General features: G+C 64.8%; 16 protein-coding genes. 4 read left to right on the top strand and 12 right to left on the bottom strand.

What is annotated here, in order from left to right:
- Window positions 1-3 precede the first annotated feature (3 nt).
- A complete protein-coding gene (gene cnbZ / locus SO140_RS04225) occupies window positions 4-747 on the top strand; it encodes a 2-amino-5-chloromuconate deaminase CnbZ (RefSeq protein ID WP_449379455.1) in 744 nt (247 codons plus the stop codon).
- A 118-nt stretch (window positions 748-865) separates the two neighbouring features.
- Here cnbZ and SO140_RS04220 read toward each other — a convergent pair whose 3' ends face one another.
- The 12 genes from SO140_RS04220 to SO140_RS04165 all read right to left on the bottom strand — a co-directional run bounded on the left by SO140_RS04220 (window position 866) and on the right by SO140_RS04165 (window position 14,618).
- Window positions 866-1,753: an ABC transporter permease gene (locus SO140_RS04220; RefSeq protein ID WP_449379454.1), complete on the bottom strand. Its 888-nt coding sequence runs from the start codon at window positions 1,751-1,753 to the stop codon at window positions 866-868.
- Between the two features lie 3 nt (window positions 1,754-1,756).
- Entirely contained in the window at window positions 1,757-2,698 is a 942-nt protein-coding gene (locus tag SO140_RS04215) for an ABC transporter permease (RefSeq protein ID WP_449379453.1), read from the bottom strand.
- 10 nt (window positions 2,699-2,708) lie between these two features.
- Complete coding sequence (locus tag SO140_RS04210; RefSeq protein ID WP_449379452.1) at window positions 2,709-4,217, bottom strand: ABC transporter substrate-binding protein; 1,509 nt, start codon at window positions 4,215-4,217, stop codon at window positions 2,709-2,711.
- Between the two features lie 46 nt (window positions 4,218-4,263).
- Complete coding sequence (locus SO140_RS04205) at window positions 4,264-5,370, bottom strand: ABC transporter ATP-binding protein (RefSeq protein WP_449379540.1); 1,107 nt, start codon at window positions 5,368-5,370, stop codon at window positions 4,264-4,266.
- Complete coding sequence (locus SO140_RS04200; RefSeq protein WP_449379451.1) at window positions 5,370-6,359, bottom strand: ABC transporter ATP-binding protein; 990 nt, start codon at window positions 6,357-6,359, stop codon at window positions 5,370-5,372. Before SO140_RS04200 ends, SO140_RS04205 begins: the two co-directional genes overlap by 1 nt.
- On the bottom strand, window positions 6,356-7,066 hold the full coding sequence (locus SO140_RS04195) for a DUF1028 domain-containing protein (RefSeq protein ID WP_449379450.1): 711 nt from the start codon (window positions 7,064-7,066) through the stop codon (window positions 6,356-6,358). The genes SO140_RS04200 and SO140_RS04195 overlap by 4 nt, the downstream gene beginning before the upstream one ends.
- Window positions 7,067-7,082: 16 nt before the next feature.
- Complete coding sequence (locus tag SO140_RS04190) at window positions 7,083-8,888, bottom strand: gamma-glutamyltransferase family protein (protein ID WP_449379449.1); 1,806 nt, start codon at window positions 8,886-8,888, stop codon at window positions 7,083-7,085.
- Window positions 8,889-8,976: 88 nt separating this feature from the next.
- Window positions 8,977-9,966 carry an ABC transporter ATP-binding protein gene (locus SO140_RS04185; RefSeq protein ID WP_449379448.1) on the bottom strand — a complete coding sequence of 330 codons (990 nt, stop codon included), beginning with the start codon at window positions 9,964-9,966 and terminating at the stop codon, window positions 8,977-8,979.
- Entirely contained in the window at window positions 9,963-10,949 is a 987-nt protein-coding gene (locus SO140_RS04180; RefSeq protein ID WP_449379447.1) for an ABC transporter ATP-binding protein, read from the bottom strand. The genes SO140_RS04185 and SO140_RS04180 overlap by 4 nt, the downstream gene beginning before the upstream one ends.
- Window positions 10,950-10,962: 13 nt before the next feature.
- Window positions 10,963-11,934, bottom strand: coding sequence for an ABC transporter permease (locus tag SO140_RS04175; RefSeq protein ID WP_449379446.1), 972 nt, complete (start codon window positions 11,932-11,934; stop codon window positions 10,963-10,965).
- A gap of 1 nt (window position 11,935) precedes the next feature.
- Window positions 11,936-12,916, bottom strand: a complete 981-nt coding sequence (locus tag SO140_RS04170) for an ABC transporter permease (protein WP_449379445.1) — start codon at window positions 12,914-12,916, stop codon at window positions 11,936-11,938.
- A 100-nt stretch (window positions 12,917-13,016) separates the two neighbouring features.
- Window positions 13,017-14,618: an ABC transporter substrate-binding protein gene (locus tag SO140_RS04165; protein WP_474798128.1), complete on the bottom strand. Its 1,602-nt coding sequence runs from the start codon at window positions 14,616-14,618 to the stop codon at window positions 13,017-13,019.
- A gap of 306 nt (window positions 14,619-14,924) precedes the next feature.
- On the opposite strand from SO140_RS04165, the gene SO140_RS04160 reads away from it, so the two are divergent.
- The 3 genes from SO140_RS04160 to SO140_RS04150 are packed head-to-tail and all read left to right on the top strand — an operon-like array spanning window position 14,925 to window position 17,583.
- Window positions 14,925-15,182, top strand: coding sequence for a DUF6489 family protein (locus SO140_RS04160; protein WP_449383274.1), 258 nt, complete (start codon window positions 14,925-14,927; stop codon window positions 15,180-15,182).
- Window positions 15,182-15,985, top strand: coding sequence for an esterase/lipase family protein (locus tag SO140_RS04155; RefSeq protein ID WP_449383273.1), 804 nt, complete (start codon window positions 15,182-15,184; stop codon window positions 15,983-15,985). Before SO140_RS04160 ends, SO140_RS04155 begins: the two co-directional genes overlap by 1 nt.
- 47 nt (window positions 15,986-16,032) lie before the next feature.
- Window positions 16,033-17,583 carry a WS/DGAT/MGAT family O-acyltransferase gene (locus SO140_RS04150; protein WP_449383272.1) on the top strand — a complete coding sequence of 517 codons (1,551 nt, stop codon included), beginning with the start codon at window positions 16,033-16,035 and terminating at the stop codon, window positions 17,581-17,583.
- Window positions 17,584-17,605: the final 22 nt, after the last annotated feature.

The raw sequence follows: 17,605 nt of genomic DNA, 5'->3' as shown, positions 1-17,605 counted from the left end.
AAAATGACCCGCGAATTCTCTGCCGGCAACTATCGTTTCATTCCGTCCGTGTTCCAGTATTCGGCGGGTGCCGCCGCCGATCCCGGCTACGAGATCGAGCGGGTTCGCTTGGATCGCCTGGCGCCGCTCGCGGAAGGATTTGCCCTGGCCGCCAAGTTGATCCGGGAGGCCGGGCGTCCGCTGACCGCGTTCTGCGCCTGCGAGCTGCGCTCGCCGGCCGCGTTCACGGAAGAAGGCTTCCGCAACTTCAATCTGCACTACGTCAAGACGCTGTCCGAGTGGGGCATCTTCGATGGCACCACCAATCCGGTGGCACGCAGCAATGTCTGTCCCGAGATCGACCCACCCACTGAACCTTCCTTCCATGCGTTCTCCTTCACGCGGCCGACGCGATCGAGCACACCGACCTTCGTGATCGCCGGCGGTGCCGAGGCGCGCGAGGGGAGCGGCAGCTATGTCGAGCGCAGCGTGCGCTACCGGGACCTCAGCCCGGAGGGCATCACGGAGAAGGTCCGCTTCACCGCCGCGCAGATGGAAAGCCGCCTTGCGGCATTCGGCTTCGGCTGGAAGGAGACGACCGCCGTGCAGGCCTATTCGATCCGCGATTTCCACCACGCGCTGGCCGACGAGCTGGTGCGTCGCGGCGCCTTGCGCTCCGGCCTCACCTGGCATTTCGCGCGGCCGCCGGTGGTCGATCTCGAATTCGAGATGGATTGCCGGCGCGTGGTGCGCGAAGTCGTGATCTGAAATCCTCATCCTGAGGAGCGGCCGTCAGGCCGCGTCTCGAAGGATGGCCCCGGGGCGAGAGCGGGGCCTCATGGTTCGAGACGCGCGCAAGAGCGCGCTCCTCACCATGAGGAACGCCTCAGCGCTGGCGCGGATCGAGCGCGTCGCGCAGGCCGTCGCCGAGCAGGTTCAGGGATAGCACCACCAGGAAGATCGCAAGGCCAGGCCAGATCGCCATCCACGGCGCCTGCGTCAGGAAGCGCTGCGCCGCGTTGAGCATGCTGCCCCAGGACGGAGCCGGCGGCTGCTGGCCGAGGCCGAGAAACGACAGAGCGGCTTCCGCGATGATCGCCGCGGCGATCGACAGCGTGGCCTGCACCAGCAGCGCCGGCAGGATGTTCGGCAGGATGTGAGCGAATGCGATCCGCCAGGACGGGTTGCCGAGCGCGCGCGCCGCCTCGACATAGTCCTCGGCCTTGACGCTCAACACCTGGCCGCGGGTCAGGCGGATGAATACTGGGGTGGCCGAGATGCCGATTGCGATCATGGCGTTGCCGAGGCTCGGGCCCAGGAACGCCGCGAGCGCGATAGCCAGGATCAGGAACGGGCATGCGAGCATCGCATCGGTGATCCGGCTGATCAGCGCGTCGGTGAAGCCGCCGCGGTAGCCGGCGAGCAGGCCGAGCGGTACGCCGATGCCAAGCGCAATCGCGACCGAGATGGCGCCGGCGAGCAGCGAGGCGCGCGCACCGTAGATGACCCGGCTCAATATGTCGCGGCCGAGCTCGTCGGTGCCGAACCAATGCAGCGCGGTGGGGGCTTTTCGCACCAGGCTCCAGCTCGTGGCGACGGGATCGTAGGGAACGATCAGCGGCGCCAGCAGGGCCAGCAGGATGAACGTCGTCATCACGACGAGCCCCATGACCGCCGCCTTGCGCTTGAACAGGCGCCGCCGGGCGCGCCGTGCGGGGCTGTCGAGCTCGCTCGTATCAGTGACGGGATGGGCTGAGAGAACGGCGTCGGTCATGACCTAGCCCCTCAGCCGCGGGTTGACGAGGATATAGGCGATGTCGGCGATCAGGTTGAGCGTGATGTAGATCGTCGCGGTGACCAGCACCACGCCCTGCACGACTGCGTAGTCGCGGTTGAACACGGCGTCTACGATCAGCTTGCCGAAGCCGGGAATGGAAAAGATCTGCTCGGTCAGCACCGCGCCCGACAAGAGTGTGCCGAGCTCGAGCGCACCGAGCGTGATCACCGGCGTCAGCGCATTGCGCATGGCGTGCTTGAGGATGACGGTCCGCTCCAGGAGGCCTTTGGCGCGCGCGGTGCGGACATAGTCGCTCTCCAGCACCTGGAGCATGGCGCTGCGCGTATGCCGCATCAGGATCGCGGCGATGGCATTGCCGAGCACGAAGGCTGGCATGATCGTGGCGGCAAGGCTCGCGCGCCAGTCCTCCGTCAGCGGTATATAGCCGGAGGCCGGCAGCCAGCCGAGCTCGATCGAGAACAGGAAGATCAGCATGATGCCGAGCCAGAAGTTCGGCGTCGAGATGCCCCACAGCGCAAACAGGTTGGCGCCGTAGTCCCAGGCCGTGCCTTTCTTGACCGCCGAGACGATGCCTGCGGGGATCCCGATCAGGAACGCGATCAGAATTGCCATCGACGCGAGCTGCAACGTCACGGGCAGCTTCTGCGCGATCAGCGCGCGCACCGGCATCTTGTTGCGCAGGGACTCCCCGAAGTCGCCGGTCAGAACGCCCCTGACCCAATAGGCGTATTGCACGGGGATCGGCTGATCGAGCCGGTATTGCTGGCGGATCTGCGCGATCACGGCGGGATCCCGCTCTTCGCCGGCCATCACCAGCGCCGGATCACCCGGCAGGAGCTGCTGGAGCGAGAAGATCAGCACCGACACGAAGAACAGCGTCGGTATGATCTGCGCAAGACGGCGGGCGAGGAAGTTCAGCATCCCCGGGACGTCACTTCAGCTTGAGGCCGATGACGCGCACGAGGCCGTCCGGCATCTGCTTGTAACCTTCCAGCCTGGTCGTGTGGGCGATGATGATGCGGCGGTGGTAGAGATAGAGGATCGGCTCCTCCTCCTGAACCAGCTTCGCCAGAGTCTCATAGATCGCCTTGCGCTTGTCGGGATCGCTGACGAGCCGGGCCTCCTCGAGCGCCTTGTCGGCCTGCGCATTATTCCACGCGCCGTAATTTTGCGGCGCGTCGCTGTGCAGGAAGATGTAGGAGTTGCCGTCGGGATCGACGCGGCCGCTCCAGGCGAGCACGAAGGCCTGGTAATCGCCGGCCTCGGCCTGCTTGAGTCCGGTCGCAAACTCAGTGACACGGATCTTCATGTCGAACCCGGCTTCCGCCGCCATCGACTGGATCACCTGCGCCGGCGTTTCGGTTTCCGCGCCTTTCGGCACCAGGAAATCGACGCTGACAGGCGGCGTCACGCCGGCTTCCTTCAGCAGCGCCTTGGCCTTCTCCACGTTGCGGGCGCGGACCGGAACGGCCTTCTGATAAAAGGGATGGTCGGGATTGACCCATTGGTTGCCGACCTGAAACTCGCCGTTGAAAACGACCTGATTGATGGCGTCCCGGTCGATGGCAAGATCGAGCGCCTGGCGCACCTTGGCGGACTGGCTGAGCGGCCCCTTGGCCTTGTCCTTGCCGATGTTGAGCGTGACGCCCTGATAGCCGAGCTCGATCGCGGTCGCGACCTTCAGCCGCGAGTCGGCCCGCACGTCCTTCAGATCGGTCGCGAGTACGCGCTCGATCAGGTCGAGCCCGCCGGATTTCAAATTGGCAAGCCGCACCGTGGAATCGACGATTGGCTGGAACACGACGCGGTCGATGAAGACATTGTCCTTGTTCCAATAGTCGGCGAATTTCTCGAACACGATGCGGTCCTGCTGCACGCGCTCGACGAATTTGTAGGGACCGGCGCAGACCGGATGCAGGCCGAACTTGTCGCCTTCGGCTTTGGCTGCCTTCGGCGAGACCATCATGCCGGCGCGGTCGGTGAGCTGCGCGAGCAGCGGCGAGAATGGCGCCTTCAGCACCAGTCTGATGGTGAGGGGATCGACCACCTCGACATGGTCGACCGAGGCGAGCTCGGGCTTGCGGAACGAGCCGGGGAAGGTGAGGTGTCGCTCGAGGGAGAACTTTGCGGCTTCCGCGTCGAACGGCTCGCCATCGTGGAATTTCACGCCGGGGCGGAGCTTGATGACGAGCGCCTTGCCGTCGTCGGCGGTCTCGCTCGACAGCGCGAGCTGCGGCACGATGTTCAGCTTCTCGTCGATGTCGAACAGCTTGTCGCAGAATGCGGAGAACACGATGCGGCCGACATAGGTGCGCGCCATGGTCGGATCGAGGATATCGGGGTCCTCGGCAAGCCCGATGCGCAGCGTGGTCTGGGCCTGCGCGGCGCCGAGTGACACCAGCAATGCGGCGGCGGTGGCCGCGAGGCGGAACATCTTCATTGCATCATCCCCAAGGCTATCAAGACTCATCTGACATGACTGGCGGCTATCTCGGTGTTGCCGGTGCATCTTGTATACCAACCCCGGAGGGGCCAGCGCCTTCCGTCTTTCGGCTGAAGGCGGCAACCAATTTCGCGAGCGCCGGCGACAAAGCGTGCGGGGCGGGCAGGATGGCATCGGCCGGGGGCAGCTCGGCGACGCGGTGACATGCAGTGGCATGGCCGCTGCTGTCAGCCAAAAGTTGCGGTGCCTCGCTGCGGCAGCGGTCGACCACGAACGGGCAGCGGGTGTGGAAGCGGCACCCTGCCGGCGGGGCGAGCGCGCTCGGCATCTCGCCCTTGAGCAGGATGGTGCTTCGCTTTGCGTGCGGTTGCGGCAGAGGAATCGCGGACAGAAGTGCGCGGCTATAGGGATGGCGCGGCGCGGCGAACAGCGCGTCGGCGTCGGCCGTCTCGACGATGTGGCCAAGGTTCATCACGGCAACACGGTCGGCGATATGCTTCACCACGGCAAGATCGTGCGAGACGAAGATGTAGGCGAGGCCGAGCCGATCCTGGAGCTCCCGCAGCAGATTCAGGATCTGAGAGCGGATGGAGACATCGAGCGCCGAGACCGGCTCGTCACAGATGATCAGCCTGGGCTCGACCGCGAGCGCCCGCGCAATCGCGATACGCTGGCGCTGGCCGCCGGAGAATTCATGCGGATAGCGGCGAGCCAGCCGCGATTCCAGTCCGACGAGCTGCAAAAGTTCCGCAACGCGCTCGCGCCGGCGCGATGGCGGGACGAGATTATGCAGCGCGAGCGGCTCGGTCAGGATCTGGCTGACCGTCATGCGCGGGTTGAGCGAGGCGTAAGGATCCTGAAAGATGATCTGCGCCTTTCGGCGAAAGGCGCGCAGCGCATCGGCGTTGAGCGCGAGCAGATCGCGACCTTCGAAGCGAACGCTACCGGCATCCGGCTCGATCAGCCGCAGCACCAGCCGGCTGACCGTCGACTTGCCGCAGCCGGATTCGCCGACCAGCGCCAGCGTCTTGCCTGCTTCGAGTGCAAAGCTGACTCCGTCGACGGCCTTGACCAGGGACTTGGGCCTGCCGAGCAGCGAGCGCTCGGCAACGAAATGCTTGACCAGATTTTCGACCTCGAGCAGCGCCATCACGACACCAACTGCTCGAGCGGCGCGCGGATGCAGCGCGAGAGATGGCCGGCGCTCACTTCGGCAAGCGGCGGCGGCGCTTTCGTGCAGGCCTCCAGCATGAACGGGCACCTTGCAGCAAAGCGGCAGGCGGCCGGCGGATGTGCCATGTTCGGCACCATGCCTTCGATCGTTGCAAGCTGCTCGGCGCGGTGGTCGAGGCGCGGGATCGAGCCGAGCAGGCCGACGGTATAGGGATGCTGCGGCGAGGCGAACAGCTCGTCCACTGGCGCGCGCTCGACGATCTCGCCGGCATACATCACGGCGACCTCGTCGCAGACTTCGGCGACGACGCCGAGATCATGGGTGATCAGGATGATGGCAGCGCCGCTCGCCGCCTTCAATTCGCGCATCAGTTCCAGGATCTGAGCCTGCAAGGTGACGTCGAGCGCCGTGGTCGGCTCGTCGGCGATCAAAAGGCGCGGGTCGCAGGCAAGCGCCATTGCGATCATCACGCGCTGGCGCATGCCGCCGGAGAGCTTATGCGGGTATTCGTCGATGCGCCGTTCGGGGGAGGGAATGTGGACGCGGCGGAGCAGCTCGATCGCCCGCTCGCGGGCGTTCTTCCTCGAGCCGCCGCGGTGGCGCAAAATCGTCTCGATGATCTGGTCGCCGATGGTGAAGCTCGGATTGAGCGAGGTCATCGGTTCCTGGAAGATCATCGCGAGCCGATTGCCGCGCAGGTCGCGCAGGCTCTTGTCGGAGCTTTGCAGGAGATCAACGCCATCGAAGCGGATGTAGCCGGTGACCTCGCTGGTTTGCCTCGGCAACAGTCCCATGATCGCAAGCGACGTCACGCTCTTGCCGCAACCGGATTCGCCGACGAGGCCGAGCGTCGCTCCATTGGCGACGCTGAGATCGACGCTGTCCACCGCGTGGGTGATGCGACCATCGTCGCCGTGGAAGCGGACGCGCAGGTTCTCGATCTTGATGAGGGGCGCCGCGCTCATTGCTCTGTCGTGCGGGCCGCTGCGGTGCGGGCATCGACCACGGCGCGGTCGGTGATCCCGGCCGGGTTCCGGCGCGTCGGCAGCGAGGCGCGGAAATGCACCCAGAGTTCGTTGCTGACCTGCTCAAGCCGTGCCAGTTCGGCAAGCGGATCGAGATGATCGTCGACGCGCAGGTCGAGCGCGGACCATTCCTCCTCGCCATGGATGAGCAAGGCAGCAGACTGCTTGCCGCGCTTGTCGCCGCCGGCGGCTTCTCCGGCCCGCATCGCCGCCAGCAGGCGGCGCGGGAAGGGCAGGCTGTCATTGGCGATGTAGGTCTTTGCCGTCTCGCTGAGGACGTCGGGGCCGGCGAGCATGTTGCCGGCAATGGAGAAGCCGTTTCCCGCCGTGTGTCCGCACCAGTCGATGCAGTCGCGGCCGGTGTGCGCCGCGACTTCACCGCTGGCATCCATGATGTGGACTTGGCGGCTTTCACGGCCATCATCGGTCGCGAGCAGCGCCGCGAGTACGTCATGCGCATTCAGACCTTCGCGCAACAGCTTGACGCCGTCGATGCCATAATAGGGATTGACGAAAGCCTGCGTCGCGATGGCGCCGAGGCCAGCGGCGATGAAGGGGACGCGCGCGCCGACGGCGAAGAAGCGCGTCGCAACCGCGATGCCGAACTGGCCGGTGGCAGGATCTCGCGCGATGATCGACCAGGTCATGTTGTGCTCGTCTCGGTCAGCGCCCTGCCGCGTATCCCTGCATACCCCGTGGATTCGCCGCGGCGCGTCGGCGCCCCCCGACGCGCGATGCGGCGGTAAGGCGGCCTTCGGACCAGTCGGGACCGACCTCCACGATATGCCCGCGCTCGCGCAAATTCTCGATCGTCGCCTTCGGCACGCGGTTCTCCACGACGAGCACGCCGGGTCGCGCGGTGCGTGGCCAGAACGAGATCGGGAAATGCTCCGAATGCCATGCCGGCGCGTCGATCGCCTCCTGGAGATTGAGGTTGCAATGGACATGCCGCAAGAAGAACTGCGTGATCCACTGATCCTGCTGGTCACCGCCCGGGGATCCCCAGGCGAGATACGGCTCGCCGTCACGCAGCGCCATGGTCGGCGACAGCGTGGTGCGCGGACGCTTGCCCGGCGCGAGCGAGGCGGGATGACCTTCCTCCAGCCAGAACATCTGGGCGCGGCTTCCCAGACAGAAGCCGAGCTCCGGAATGACCGGCGAGGATTGTAGCCAGCCGCCCGACGGCGTCGAGGACACTACGTTGCCGGCCTTGTCGATGATGTCGAAATGCACGGTGTCGCCGCGTACCTCGCCGAACCTGCCGACGGTGGGCTCGCCGGCGCCGAGCGCGCCGACCGCCTCGCGTTGGCCTTCGGCGCGGCGCAGCTTGACGACCCCGCCAAAGCCTTCGACCGAGCCGGGCCGGAAGTCGAGCGAGGCTTTTTCGGTGACGAGCTTGCGGCGCTCGTCGTTATAGGCATCCGACAACAGCGTTGTGATCGGGATCTCGTTGAACTTGGGATCGCCGTAGAACTTTTCGCGGTCAGCGAAAGCGAGCTTGGCGCATTCGATCTGGACATGGATGAACTCGGGGCCCGTCGGATCGAGCCCGTCGAGGGCAAAGCCTTTGAGCAGCGCAAGCTGTTGGAGCGTGACCGGACCCTGACTCCAGACGCCGGCCTTGCAGACGGTGTAGCGGCCGTAGTCGTAGGTCAGCGGCGCCTCGATCGTCGGTTGCCAGCGCGCCATGTCGTCGGCCGAGAGAACGCCACGATGCGGCGCGCCGCTGACGTCCATCACCTCCTGCGTCCGGCAGAACCTGTCGATGGCCTCCGCGACAAAGCCTTTCGACCAGGCGTTTCGCGCGCGCTCGATCTCGGCATCGCGGCCACCGCCGCCGCTTTCGGCTTCGCTGAGAATGCGGGCGTAGGTCGCCGCGAGAGTCTTATTGGTGAAGAGTGTGCCGGGCTTCGGCACCTCGCCGTTCGGAAGATAGACAGCGGCCGACGTCGGCCAGTGCTTGCGGAACAGTTGCTCGACGGTCTTGATCGTGGCGCAGGCGCGCTCGACCAGCGGATAACCGTCGCGTGCGTAGGAGATCGCGGGCTCAAGCACGTCGCGCACACGCATCGTGCCGTAGTCGCGGAGCAGCAGCATCCACGATTCGAAGGTGCCGGGGACGCAGGCCGCAAGGAGGCCAGTGCCGGGCACCATATCCAGGCCTTCGCTCTTGTAGTGGGCAATGGTGGCGCGCGCCGGTGCCGGTCCCTGGCCGCAGATCACCTCGGTGCGGCCGCGCTTGACGTCATACACGATGATGGGCACGTCCCCGCCGGGGCCGTTGAGATGCGGCTCGACCACCTGAAGCGTGAAGGCGGTCGCGACGCCGGCGTCAAACGCGTTGCCGCCTTTTTCGAGGATGGCCATGCCGACGGCGGTCGCGATCCAGTGCGTGGTGGCGACGACCCCGAACGTGCCTTCGATCTCGGGCCGCGTCGTGAAGGGATCGGGATTGACATTGCTGGCCATGGGGGGTCACTTTTCTTGTTTGCTGCGGCCACAATTGATCACAGGCACGACCCGCTGCCAATTGCGCGGGCAGCATGGCACGCGCGCGTCACGCCGGTACCGGCGCGGTGTTGACGGCGTGGCAGGCGACGCCGTCGATCAGTTGCGGCGTCTTCTTGCGGCAGAGATCGAAGGCGAGAGGGCAGCGCGGATTGAAGGCGCAGCCCGGCGGCGGATTGATCGGATTCGGGATCTCGCCCTTGACCGGAATACGCTGGCGGCCGGACATCGCCAGATCCGGCACCGCGCCGAGCAGCATCTTGGTGTAGGGCATGCGCGGGCGCGCGAACAGCTCACGGCCTTCGGCGATTTCGACGATGCGGCCGAGATACATCACGCCGACGCGGCTCGCCATGTGGCGAACGACTGCAAGATTGTGGCTGATGAACATGTAGGTGAGGCCGAACTTGTCCTGGAGGTCGCGCATCAGGTTGAGGATCTGCGCCTGCACGGACACGTCGAGCGCCGAGGTCGGCTCGTCGCAGACGATGAACTCGGCGTCGGACGCCAGCACGCGCGCGATCGCGATGCGCTGGCGCTGGCCGCCGGAGAACTCATGCGGGTATTTCAGCCGGTCGTCGGGATGCAGCCCCACCAGGCTCAACAATTCACCGACGCGGGCCTGGATGTCGCGCTCGCCCTGGATCAGGTCGAAGGCGCGGATCGGCTCGGCGATGATGGCGTCGACCCGGAAACGCGGATTGAGACTCGCATAAGGATCCTGGAAGATCATCTGGATGCGGCGGCGCAAGCGGCGACGCGCCGGCGCCTGCTTCGGATCGGTCATCGAGACGCCGTCGATCAGGACCTGGCCCGAACTCGGCGGCAACAGCCCGACGACCATCCGTGCGACCGTCGTCTTGCCCGAGCCGGATTCTCCGACCAGCGCAAAAGTCTCACCCTTGTTGATGTCGAAGGTGACGCCGTCGACGGCCTTGAGATATTCGAGATGGCCGCCTTCGATCACCCGGTTCAACCATGGCTTCGAGACGTCGAAGACGCGGCGCAAGTTCCTGGCCTGGACGAAGGATGCGCTCATGCTGCGCTCTCCGCGGGGACGTTGTCATAGAGATGGCACGCGACCGATTGCGCGCCCTGGGCAAGCGGCTCGGGCCGCTCGACCCGGCAGCGGTCGAACGCAAAGGCGCAGCGCGGATTGAACGAACAGCCGCGCGGGATCGCCGACAGACGCGGCATGGAGCCGGGGATCTGCACCAGGCGCTTGTCTTCGCCGGCGAGCGTCGGGATCGCGCCCATCAGACCCTTGGCGTAGGGGTGCAGCGGATTCTTCACGACATCCTGCACCGGGCCGATCTCGGCGACGCGGCCGGCATACATCACCGCGACGCGGTCGGAGGTCTCTGCGATCACGCCCATGTCGTGGGTTACCAGCATCACGGCGGTGCCGTGGTCGCGTCCGAGCCGCTTGATCAGCGAGATGATCTGCGCCTGCACGGAGACGTCGAGCGCGGTGGTCGGCTCGTCCGCGATGATCAGCTCCGGCTCGGCGCAGATCGCGAGCGCAATCACCACGCGCTGGCGCATGCCACCGGAGAATTCGTGGGGATAGCCGTCGATGCGCTTCTCCGGCGCGGGGATGCCGACCTCGGCGAGGAGATCGATGGCGCGGCGGCGCGCAGCCTGCTCGGACAGGTTCAGATGCGTGCGGATCGTCTCCACGATCTGGTCGCCGATCTTGTAGAGCGGGTTCAGCGAGGTCAGCGGATCCTGGAAGATCATGCCGATCCGCTTGCCTCGGACGCGGCGCATTTCCTCCGGCGGCAGGTTGTCGATGCGCGTGCCGGCGAGAAGGATCTCGCCGCCGGCGATGCGGCCGGGCGGATCGATCAGGCCAATCACGGCGAGCCCGGTGACCGACTTGCCCGCGCCGGACTCGCCGACCACGCCCAGCACCTCGCCCTTGGCGATATCAAAGGAGACGTCGTCGATCGCGCGCAGCGTGCCGCGACGGGAGGCGAACTCCACCTGAAGGTTACGCACGGAGAGAACTGTGTCGGTCATGAACGAGGTGGACTCACCTGAGCTTGGGATTGAGTGCGTCGCGCAGCCAGTCGCCGAGCAGGTTGATGGAGAGGATCAGCGCCGCGAGCGCGAGGCCGGGGAAGGCGACGATCCACCATTCGCCGGCGAACAGATAGTTGTTGCCGATGCGGATCAGCGTGCCGAGCGAGGGCATGGTCTCGGGCATGCCCGAGCCGAGGAACGACAGCGTCGCCTCGGTGATGATCGCCAGCGCCAGGTTGATGGTGGCGATGACAAGGATCGGCCCCATCGTGTTCGGCAGCACATGGCGCAGCATGATCACGGGGGCGGGGAGGCCGATCAGTTGCGCTGCGGCAACGTAATCCTTGTTCTTCTCGACCATCACCGAGCCGCGCACCGTGCGGGCATATTGCACCCAGAAGCTCAGGCCGATCGCGAGCACCAGCACACCCAGCATGCTCATCTCGTCGAGCTTGTTGCCGAGCACCGATTTGGCGATGCCGTTGACGAGAAGCGCGATCAGGATCGCGGGGAAGGAGAGCTGCACGTCGGCGACGCGCATGATCAGGCCGTCGACGGCGCCGCCGAAATAGCCCGCGGTCAAGCCGAGCAGAATGCCGAGCGCACCGGACAAGACGACACCGAGCACGCCGACGACGAGAGAGATCCGCAGCCCGTAGAGGATCGCGGAGAGCACGTCGCGGCCCTGCTCGTCGGTGCCGAGCAGGAACGGGCTCTGGCCGTCGGCGGTCCAGAGTGGCGAGATGCGCGAATTCAGGAGCTGGAGCTGCGCCGGATCAAACGGATTCTGCACGGCCAGCAATGAGGCGAAGATGGCGAGCAGGAAGAACAGCAGCGTGATCGCAGCCGCGATCATGGTGATCCTGGAGCGGCGGAAGGAATAGAACAGGTCGCTCTCAACGGCGCGCTTGAACCAGCCGGAATGGGCCGCACTGCGCGCGAGGGGCTCTTCCGTTTTGTGCTGGACGACGGCCTCGCTCATCTCAGTGTGCCCGGCTGACCGTCGAGCGCAAGCGCGGATCGACGATGGTGTAGAGGATGTCGACGACGAGATTGATGGTGACGAAGATCAGGGACACCATCATCAAATACGCTGCCATGATCGGGATATCGACATTCTGAACGGCCTGGACGAACAACAAGCCCATTCCCGGCCACTGGAATACCGTCTCGGTGATGATCGCAAATGCAATTACCGAGCCAAATTGCAGGCCGGCCACCGTGATCACAGGAACCAGCGTGTTCCGCAACGCGTGGCCGAAATGGATCGCGCGTGTCGTGAGGCCGCGGGCGCGGGCGAAGCGGATATAGTCGGTGCGCATCACCTCCAGCATCTCGGCGCGCACCAGGCGCATGATCAGCGTCATCTGGAACAGGCCAAGCGTGATCGAGGGCATGATCAGCGCCTTCAATCCGGAGAGCGTGAGAAGCCCCGTCGTCCACCAGCCGATATGAACGACGTCGCCGCGGCCGAACGAGGGCAGCCAGCCAAGCGTCACCGAGAACAGATAGATCAGCAGGACGCCGATCAGGAAAGTCGGCAGCGAGATGCCGATCAGCGAGATCGCCTGGAATGCATGCGCGAGCCAGGTGTCGCGGCGGAGCGCCGAATAGACGCCCATCAGTATGCCGCCTACCATCGCGAAGATGGTGGCGCAGATCGCGAGCTCGAGCGTCGCCGGCATCCGCTCCATCAACAGATTCGTGACCGGAAGGCGGAACTGGTAGGAGATGCCGAATTTGAACTGCGCTGCATTGGCGACATAGCGGCCGAACTGAACGATCACGGGATCATCGAGGCCGAGCGACTGGCGGATCGCGGCGCGCTCGGCGCCCGAGGTGTCGATCGACACCATCTGGTTCACGGGATCGCCGGCGAAGCGGAACATCGAGAACGCAATGATGCCTACGGCGATCATGACACCGACGGCCTGGATTGCCCTGCGAAGCGTGAAAGCGAGCATCTGATACCTTCACGTCTCTTCAGCGGTGCGCATCATTGCGTAACCCTAAACGGCAAGTCCCGGAAGCCGAGGCTTCCGGGACTTCACAACTCGTCGACACTTACTCTTCCTGCTTGGTGGCCCAGTAGAGCAGGACCTGGTTGTCCGCGCGCTGAACCAGTTTCACCTTCTTCGATACGCCCCAGGCCAACGCCTGCTGATGCAGCGGGATATAGGCGTAGTCCTTGTTGGCGATCTCGAAGGCCTGTTTGATCAGTTGATTGCGCTTGTTCATGTCAGGCTCGACCAGAATCTGGTCCGTGAGTGCGTCGACCTGCTTGTTGCAGTAGCCGCCGAGATTGGCTTCGCCGCGGTTGGGATCCTTCGGATCGTCGCGACAGCCCATGATGTCGTGCAGCACGTTCTGGGAGTCCATCGTGGCCGGCGTCCAGCCCAGCATGAAGAAGGAGGTCTTGTAGCCGCCGGGCTTCAGCACCTTGGCGAAATACTGCGCCTTGGGCTGCGCCAGCAGGCTCACCTTGACACCGATGCGGGCAAGCATGCCGACCACGGCCTGACAGATCGCGGCGTCATTGACGTAGCGGTCGTTCGGGCAGTCCATCGTGACCTCGAAGCCATCGGGATAGCCCGCCTCGGTCAAGAGCTTCTTGGCGCCATCGAGATCGAATTTCGGCCGCGTGAACTCCTTCGACAGGGGATAGAGCTCCGGGGCGACCATCAGGGCGGACGGGGTCGAAAGCCCGCGCATGACGCGATTCTTGATCAGCTCGACGTCGATCGCCTTGTAGAAGGCCTCGCGGACGCGGATGTCCTTGAACGGGTTCTTGCCCTTGACGTTCGAGAACAGCAGCTCATCGCGCGACTCATCCATGCCGATGAAGATCGTGCGCAGTTCCGGCCCGGACAGCACCGTCGCATTGGGGCTCGCATTGACGCGCTGGATGTCCTGGATCGGAACCGGTTCGATCACGTCGACCTCACCCGACAACAGTGCCGCAACGCGCGTTGCGTCCGACGCGATCGGCGTGAACACGATCTCCTTGAGATTATGTTCCGGCTTCTTCCAGTAGTTCGGATTGGCCTTGAAAACGGTCTTTACGCCGGGCTGATGGCTCTCGATCGTGAAGGGGCCTGTGCCGTTCTCATGCAGCGAGGCGTAGCTCGGGGTCGTGGCGGCGACCGGCGTCGGTGCCACCGCATTGTTCGCCTCGGCCCATTTCTTGTCCATGATGTACCAGACGTCCCACTGCCCGTGGAGGATGGGGTTTGGCGAGCTGAGGACGAAATCGACGGTGTAGTCGTCGACCTTGACGACTTTGGCGTCGGCGGGGAGACGGTTCTGCAAGTTCGAGCCCGGGGCGCGCACCCGGTCGGCGGAGAACACCACGTCATCAGCGGTGAAGGGATCGCCATTGTGGAATTTCACACCCTTGCGCAAATGGAAGCGCCAGCGGGTCGGCTCCGGTATTTCCCAGCTTTCGGCCAAGGCCGGGATGATCTTCAGGTCCTTGTCCCGCTCGACGAGACCCTCATAGACATGGCCGAGATGGGCGTGGGTGGTGCTTTCATTCAGCGTGTAGGGATCAAGCGATTTCAGCTCGCCTTGGTTGGCGTAGCGCAGTGTCTGGCTGATGGCCGGTGAGACCGCCAACGCAAGCGCCGAGGCAAGCGTCATCGCTAAAAGACCCTGACGTACCGACATTCTTGACCCTCTCCACTCTGCCGTGCCGTGATTTTTGATTGTTCGGCCGGTTGATGAATCCATGTTGCCCAGAGTTTTTGCACCGTGCAAGCGCCATTCCAGCAAGGAACGCGCCAACTTGCGCCGCTGTGCAGCAATGCTGACCGATAGTCCGACAGATCGCCCGCCGGCGACATTCGACTTTTGATTGACCATATTGACTGATTGCGGGATGGGCCATGTGGCGCCCGCATCAGGTCGCTTGCGTCGCACCACAACTCGCGGTGATACTGCGGCAGGGCCGCCCGAATCCGATCAGGAGGGGACATGAAGGTTAACATCGAAATTGACTGCACCCCTCTCGAGGCCCGCCAGTTCTTCGGGTTGCCCGACGTGGGGCCGATGCAGACGGCGGTGATGGACAAGTTGCAGCAGCAGGTGCTGAGCAACATCGAAAAGGTCTCGCCGGAATCGCTGATCCAGAGCTGGTTCACCTTCGATCCGAAGATCGCCGAGCAGTTTCAGAACATGTTCGTGACGATGGCCGGTCTCGGTGCCCCGCGCAGCAGCGACAAGAAGAAATAATGCCGGCCGGGCAGGACGGAGCAGAGGTGCCGCCCCGGCTTCGTCCGCCGGGCCTCGGGCTCCTGCTCGCGGAGGCGCGCGGCCTGTTCGAATTCAACGCCAGCCTGTTCCTGTCGCCGCTTCTGATGCAGGCGCCAAAGGGCGACGGCCATCCGGTGCTGGCACTGCCGGGCTTTCTCGCCAGCGACCTCTCGATGGCGCCGATGCGCCGCTATCTACGCGAACTCGGCTATGACGCCCAGGCCTGGCGCATGGGCCGCAATCTCGGCGGGCTGGCGCGCGTCCGGGACTCGCTTCGTGTCCGCCTGGCGGAAATTCATGCCGCGACCGGGCGCAAGGTAAGCCTCGTCGGATGGAGCCTTGGCGGCGTCTATGCCCGCGACCTCGCGCTGCAGGCGCCCGAGATGGTCCGCTATGTCGTCACGCTCGGCAGCCCCTTCGCCAATGACGTGCGGGCGACCAATGCGACGCGGCTCTACGAGACGCTGTCGGGCGAACGGGTCGAGGACTTTTCCGAGCTGCGCGAGGCCATCGCCGGCGACCTGCCGGTGCCGAGCAGCTCGATCTTTTCGCGCAGCGACGGGATCGTGCACTGGCAAACCTGCCAGTGCCGGCCCTGCGAGCGTGCCGAGAACATCGAGGTCTATTTCGCCAGCCACATCGGGCTCGGCGTCAACCCCGCAGCGCTCTGGGCCGTGGCCGATCGGCTGGCGCAACCGGAAGGGGAGTTCTGGCCATTCGACCGGGCGGCAGGCCCGTTTGCCATTGCATATGCCCCGCCGGCCCCTACAGTGTCGGCCTGACAAGAAGCGCCGGTAAGGCGCCTGTCCAATGTAAGTCGGAGGGAACTATGGGTGACGGTAAGAAGCTGTCGTCGCTGGATGCGTCGTTTCTCTATCTCGAAACGCCGGAGATGCCGATGCATGTCGGCAGCATGGCGATCTTTCGCCTGCCTGACGACTACAAGGGCGACTTCTTCGAAGACTTTAAGGCGATGATCGCCTCGCGGTTGCACATCGCGCCGATCCTGAAAGCACGCCTCGAAAAGGCGCCGCTCGACATCGACCATCCCTCCTGGGTCGAGGACGACCAGTTCGACATCGACCGTCACATCTTCCGCGCCAGCCTGCCGGCGCCGCGCGACCGCGCCACCCTCGAGCGCATCGTCGGCTGGATGCATGCCAAGCTGTTGAACCGCGCCCGTCCGCTCTGGGAGTTCTACGTGTTCGAGGGCATGAAGGACAACGAGGTCGGTCTCTATTCCAAGATGCACCATGCCGCCATCGACGGCGGCGCCGGCGCGGCCTTGACCAACATGATCTACGACATCTCGCCGATCCCGCGGACGGTCGATCCGCCGGTGGGCGGTGCGAAGCCCGGCCAGGAGCCGCGCGACATCGCCGCCAATCTGCTCGATTCCTACCAGCAACTCTTCACCCAGCCGCTCGAGGCCTCGCAAGCCGCCAAGAACCTGCAACTGCCGCGCACGGGCAAGAGCGATATCGGCTCGATCCTATTCGACAATGCGATGTACCAGATCGAAAGCGCGGTGCGCTTTGCCGGTAACATTCCGACCGTGCTCAAGAGCGTCTCCGACGTGCTCGGCAAGATATCCGATCCGAACTCGCGCGAAAGCCTTGCCAGCATGGTCTCGCCACCGACCATGCTCAACAAGTCGATCTCTTCCGAGCGCAGCTTTGCCGGCGTCTCGATCCCGCTCTCGCGTGCCAAGGCGCTCGCCAAGCAGGCCGGCGGCAAGCTCAATGACGTGGTGCTCGCGCTCGCCTCCGGCGTGGTGCGGCGCTATCTCCAGCAATACGGCACGCTGCCCGCGAAATCGCTCACCGCGGCGGTGCCGATCTCGCTCCGCGAGGAGGGCAATACCGAGGCCAACAATCAGGTGTTCGGCATGATCTGCTCGATCGCCACCAATGTCGACGATCCCAAGGGACGGCTTGAGGCGATCATCGCACAGTCGACCAAGGCCAAGGAGATGTCGCATCCACTGCGCGCGCTGATGCCGCAGGTCTCCAACATCTCGATGCTTGGCGCGCCGATGATGACGCAGATCCTGGCGCTGCTCTACAGCCGCTCGAACCTGTCGGACGTGCTGCCGCCGGCCGCCAACATCACCGTCTCCAACGTGCCGGGGCCGCGGCAGACGCTCTATGCCGCGGGTGCCGAGCTGCTGCACATCTATCCGGTGTCGATCTCCACCCACGGGCAGGCGCTCAACATCACCGTGCAGAGCTATCGCGACCAGCTCGATTTCGGCTTCATTGTCGGCGCCAACATCATCCCGCATGTGCAGGTGATGTGCGACATGCTGCCGGAAGAGTTTGCCGCGCTGGAAGCGGCCTACGCGCCGCCTGCGACCGACGTCAAGGGCGCCGCCGAGTAGGAAAGTTTGCCAGGAAGCCCAT

The sequence above is a fragment of the Bradyrhizobium sp. UFLA05-108 genome (assembly GCF_059803455.1).
This window is presented reverse-complemented; position numbering and strand designations above follow the sequence as displayed.

What these genes read in the sequence shown, in the direction of transcription:
- SO140_RS04220 (WP_449379454.1), bottom strand. Translation starts at nt 1,753, where the DNA reads ATGACCGACGCCGTTCTCTCAGCCCATCCCGTCACTGATACGAGCGAG.
- SO140_RS04160 (WP_449383274.1), top strand. Translation starts at nt 14,925, where the DNA reads ATGAAGGTTAACATCGAAATTGACTGCACCCCTCTCGAGGCCCGCCAG.
- SO140_RS04185 (WP_449379448.1), bottom strand. Translation starts at nt 9,966, where the DNA reads ATGAGCGCATCCTTCGTCCAGGCCAGGAACTTGCGCCGCGTCTTCGAC.
- SO140_RS04205 (WP_449379540.1), bottom strand. Translation starts at nt 5,370, where the DNA reads ATGGCGCTGCTCGAGGTCGAAAATCTGGTCAAGCATTTCGTTGCCGAG.
- SO140_RS04190 (WP_449379449.1), bottom strand. Translation starts at nt 8,888, where the DNA reads ATGGCCAGCAATGTCAATCCCGATCCCTTCACGACGCGGCCCGAGATC.
- SO140_RS04165 (WP_474798128.1), bottom strand. Translation starts at nt 14,618, where the DNA reads ATGTCGGTACGTCAGGGTCTTTTAGCGATGACGCTTGCCTCGGCGCTT.
- cnbZ (WP_449379455.1), top strand. Translation starts at nt 4, where the DNA reads ATGACCCGCGAATTCTCTGCCGGCAACTATCGTTTCATTCCGTCCGTG.
- SO140_RS04175 (WP_449379446.1), bottom strand. Translation starts at nt 11,934, where the DNA reads ATGAGCGAGGCCGTCGTCCAGCACAAAACGGAAGAGCCCCTCGCGCGC.
- SO140_RS04155 (WP_449383273.1), top strand. Translation starts at nt 15,182, where the DNA reads ATGCCGGCCGGGCAGGACGGAGCAGAGGTGCCGCCCCGGCTTCGTCCG.
- SO140_RS04170 (WP_449379445.1), bottom strand. Translation starts at nt 12,916, where the DNA reads ATGCTCGCTTTCACGCTTCGCAGGGCAATCCAGGCCGTCGGTGTCATG.
- SO140_RS04210 (WP_449379452.1), bottom strand. Translation starts at nt 4,217, where the DNA reads ATGAAGATGTTCCGCCTCGCGGCCACCGCCGCCGCATTGCTGGTGTCA.
- SO140_RS04200 (WP_449379451.1), bottom strand. Translation starts at nt 6,359, where the DNA reads ATGAGCGCGGCGCCCCTCATCAAGATCGAGAACCTGCGCGTCCGCTTC.
- SO140_RS04195 (WP_449379450.1), bottom strand. Translation starts at nt 7,066, where the DNA reads ATGACCTGGTCGATCATCGCGCGAGATCCTGCCACCGGCCAGTTCGGC.
- SO140_RS04215 (WP_449379453.1), bottom strand. Translation starts at nt 2,698, where the DNA reads ATGCTGAACTTCCTCGCCCGCCGTCTTGCGCAGATCATACCGACGCTG.
- SO140_RS04150 (WP_449383272.1), top strand. Translation starts at nt 16,033, where the DNA reads ATGGGTGACGGTAAGAAGCTGTCGTCGCTGGATGCGTCGTTTCTCTAT.
- SO140_RS04180 (WP_449379447.1), bottom strand. Translation starts at nt 10,949, where the DNA reads ATGACCGACACAGTTCTCTCCGTGCGTAACCTTCAGGTGGAGTTCGCC.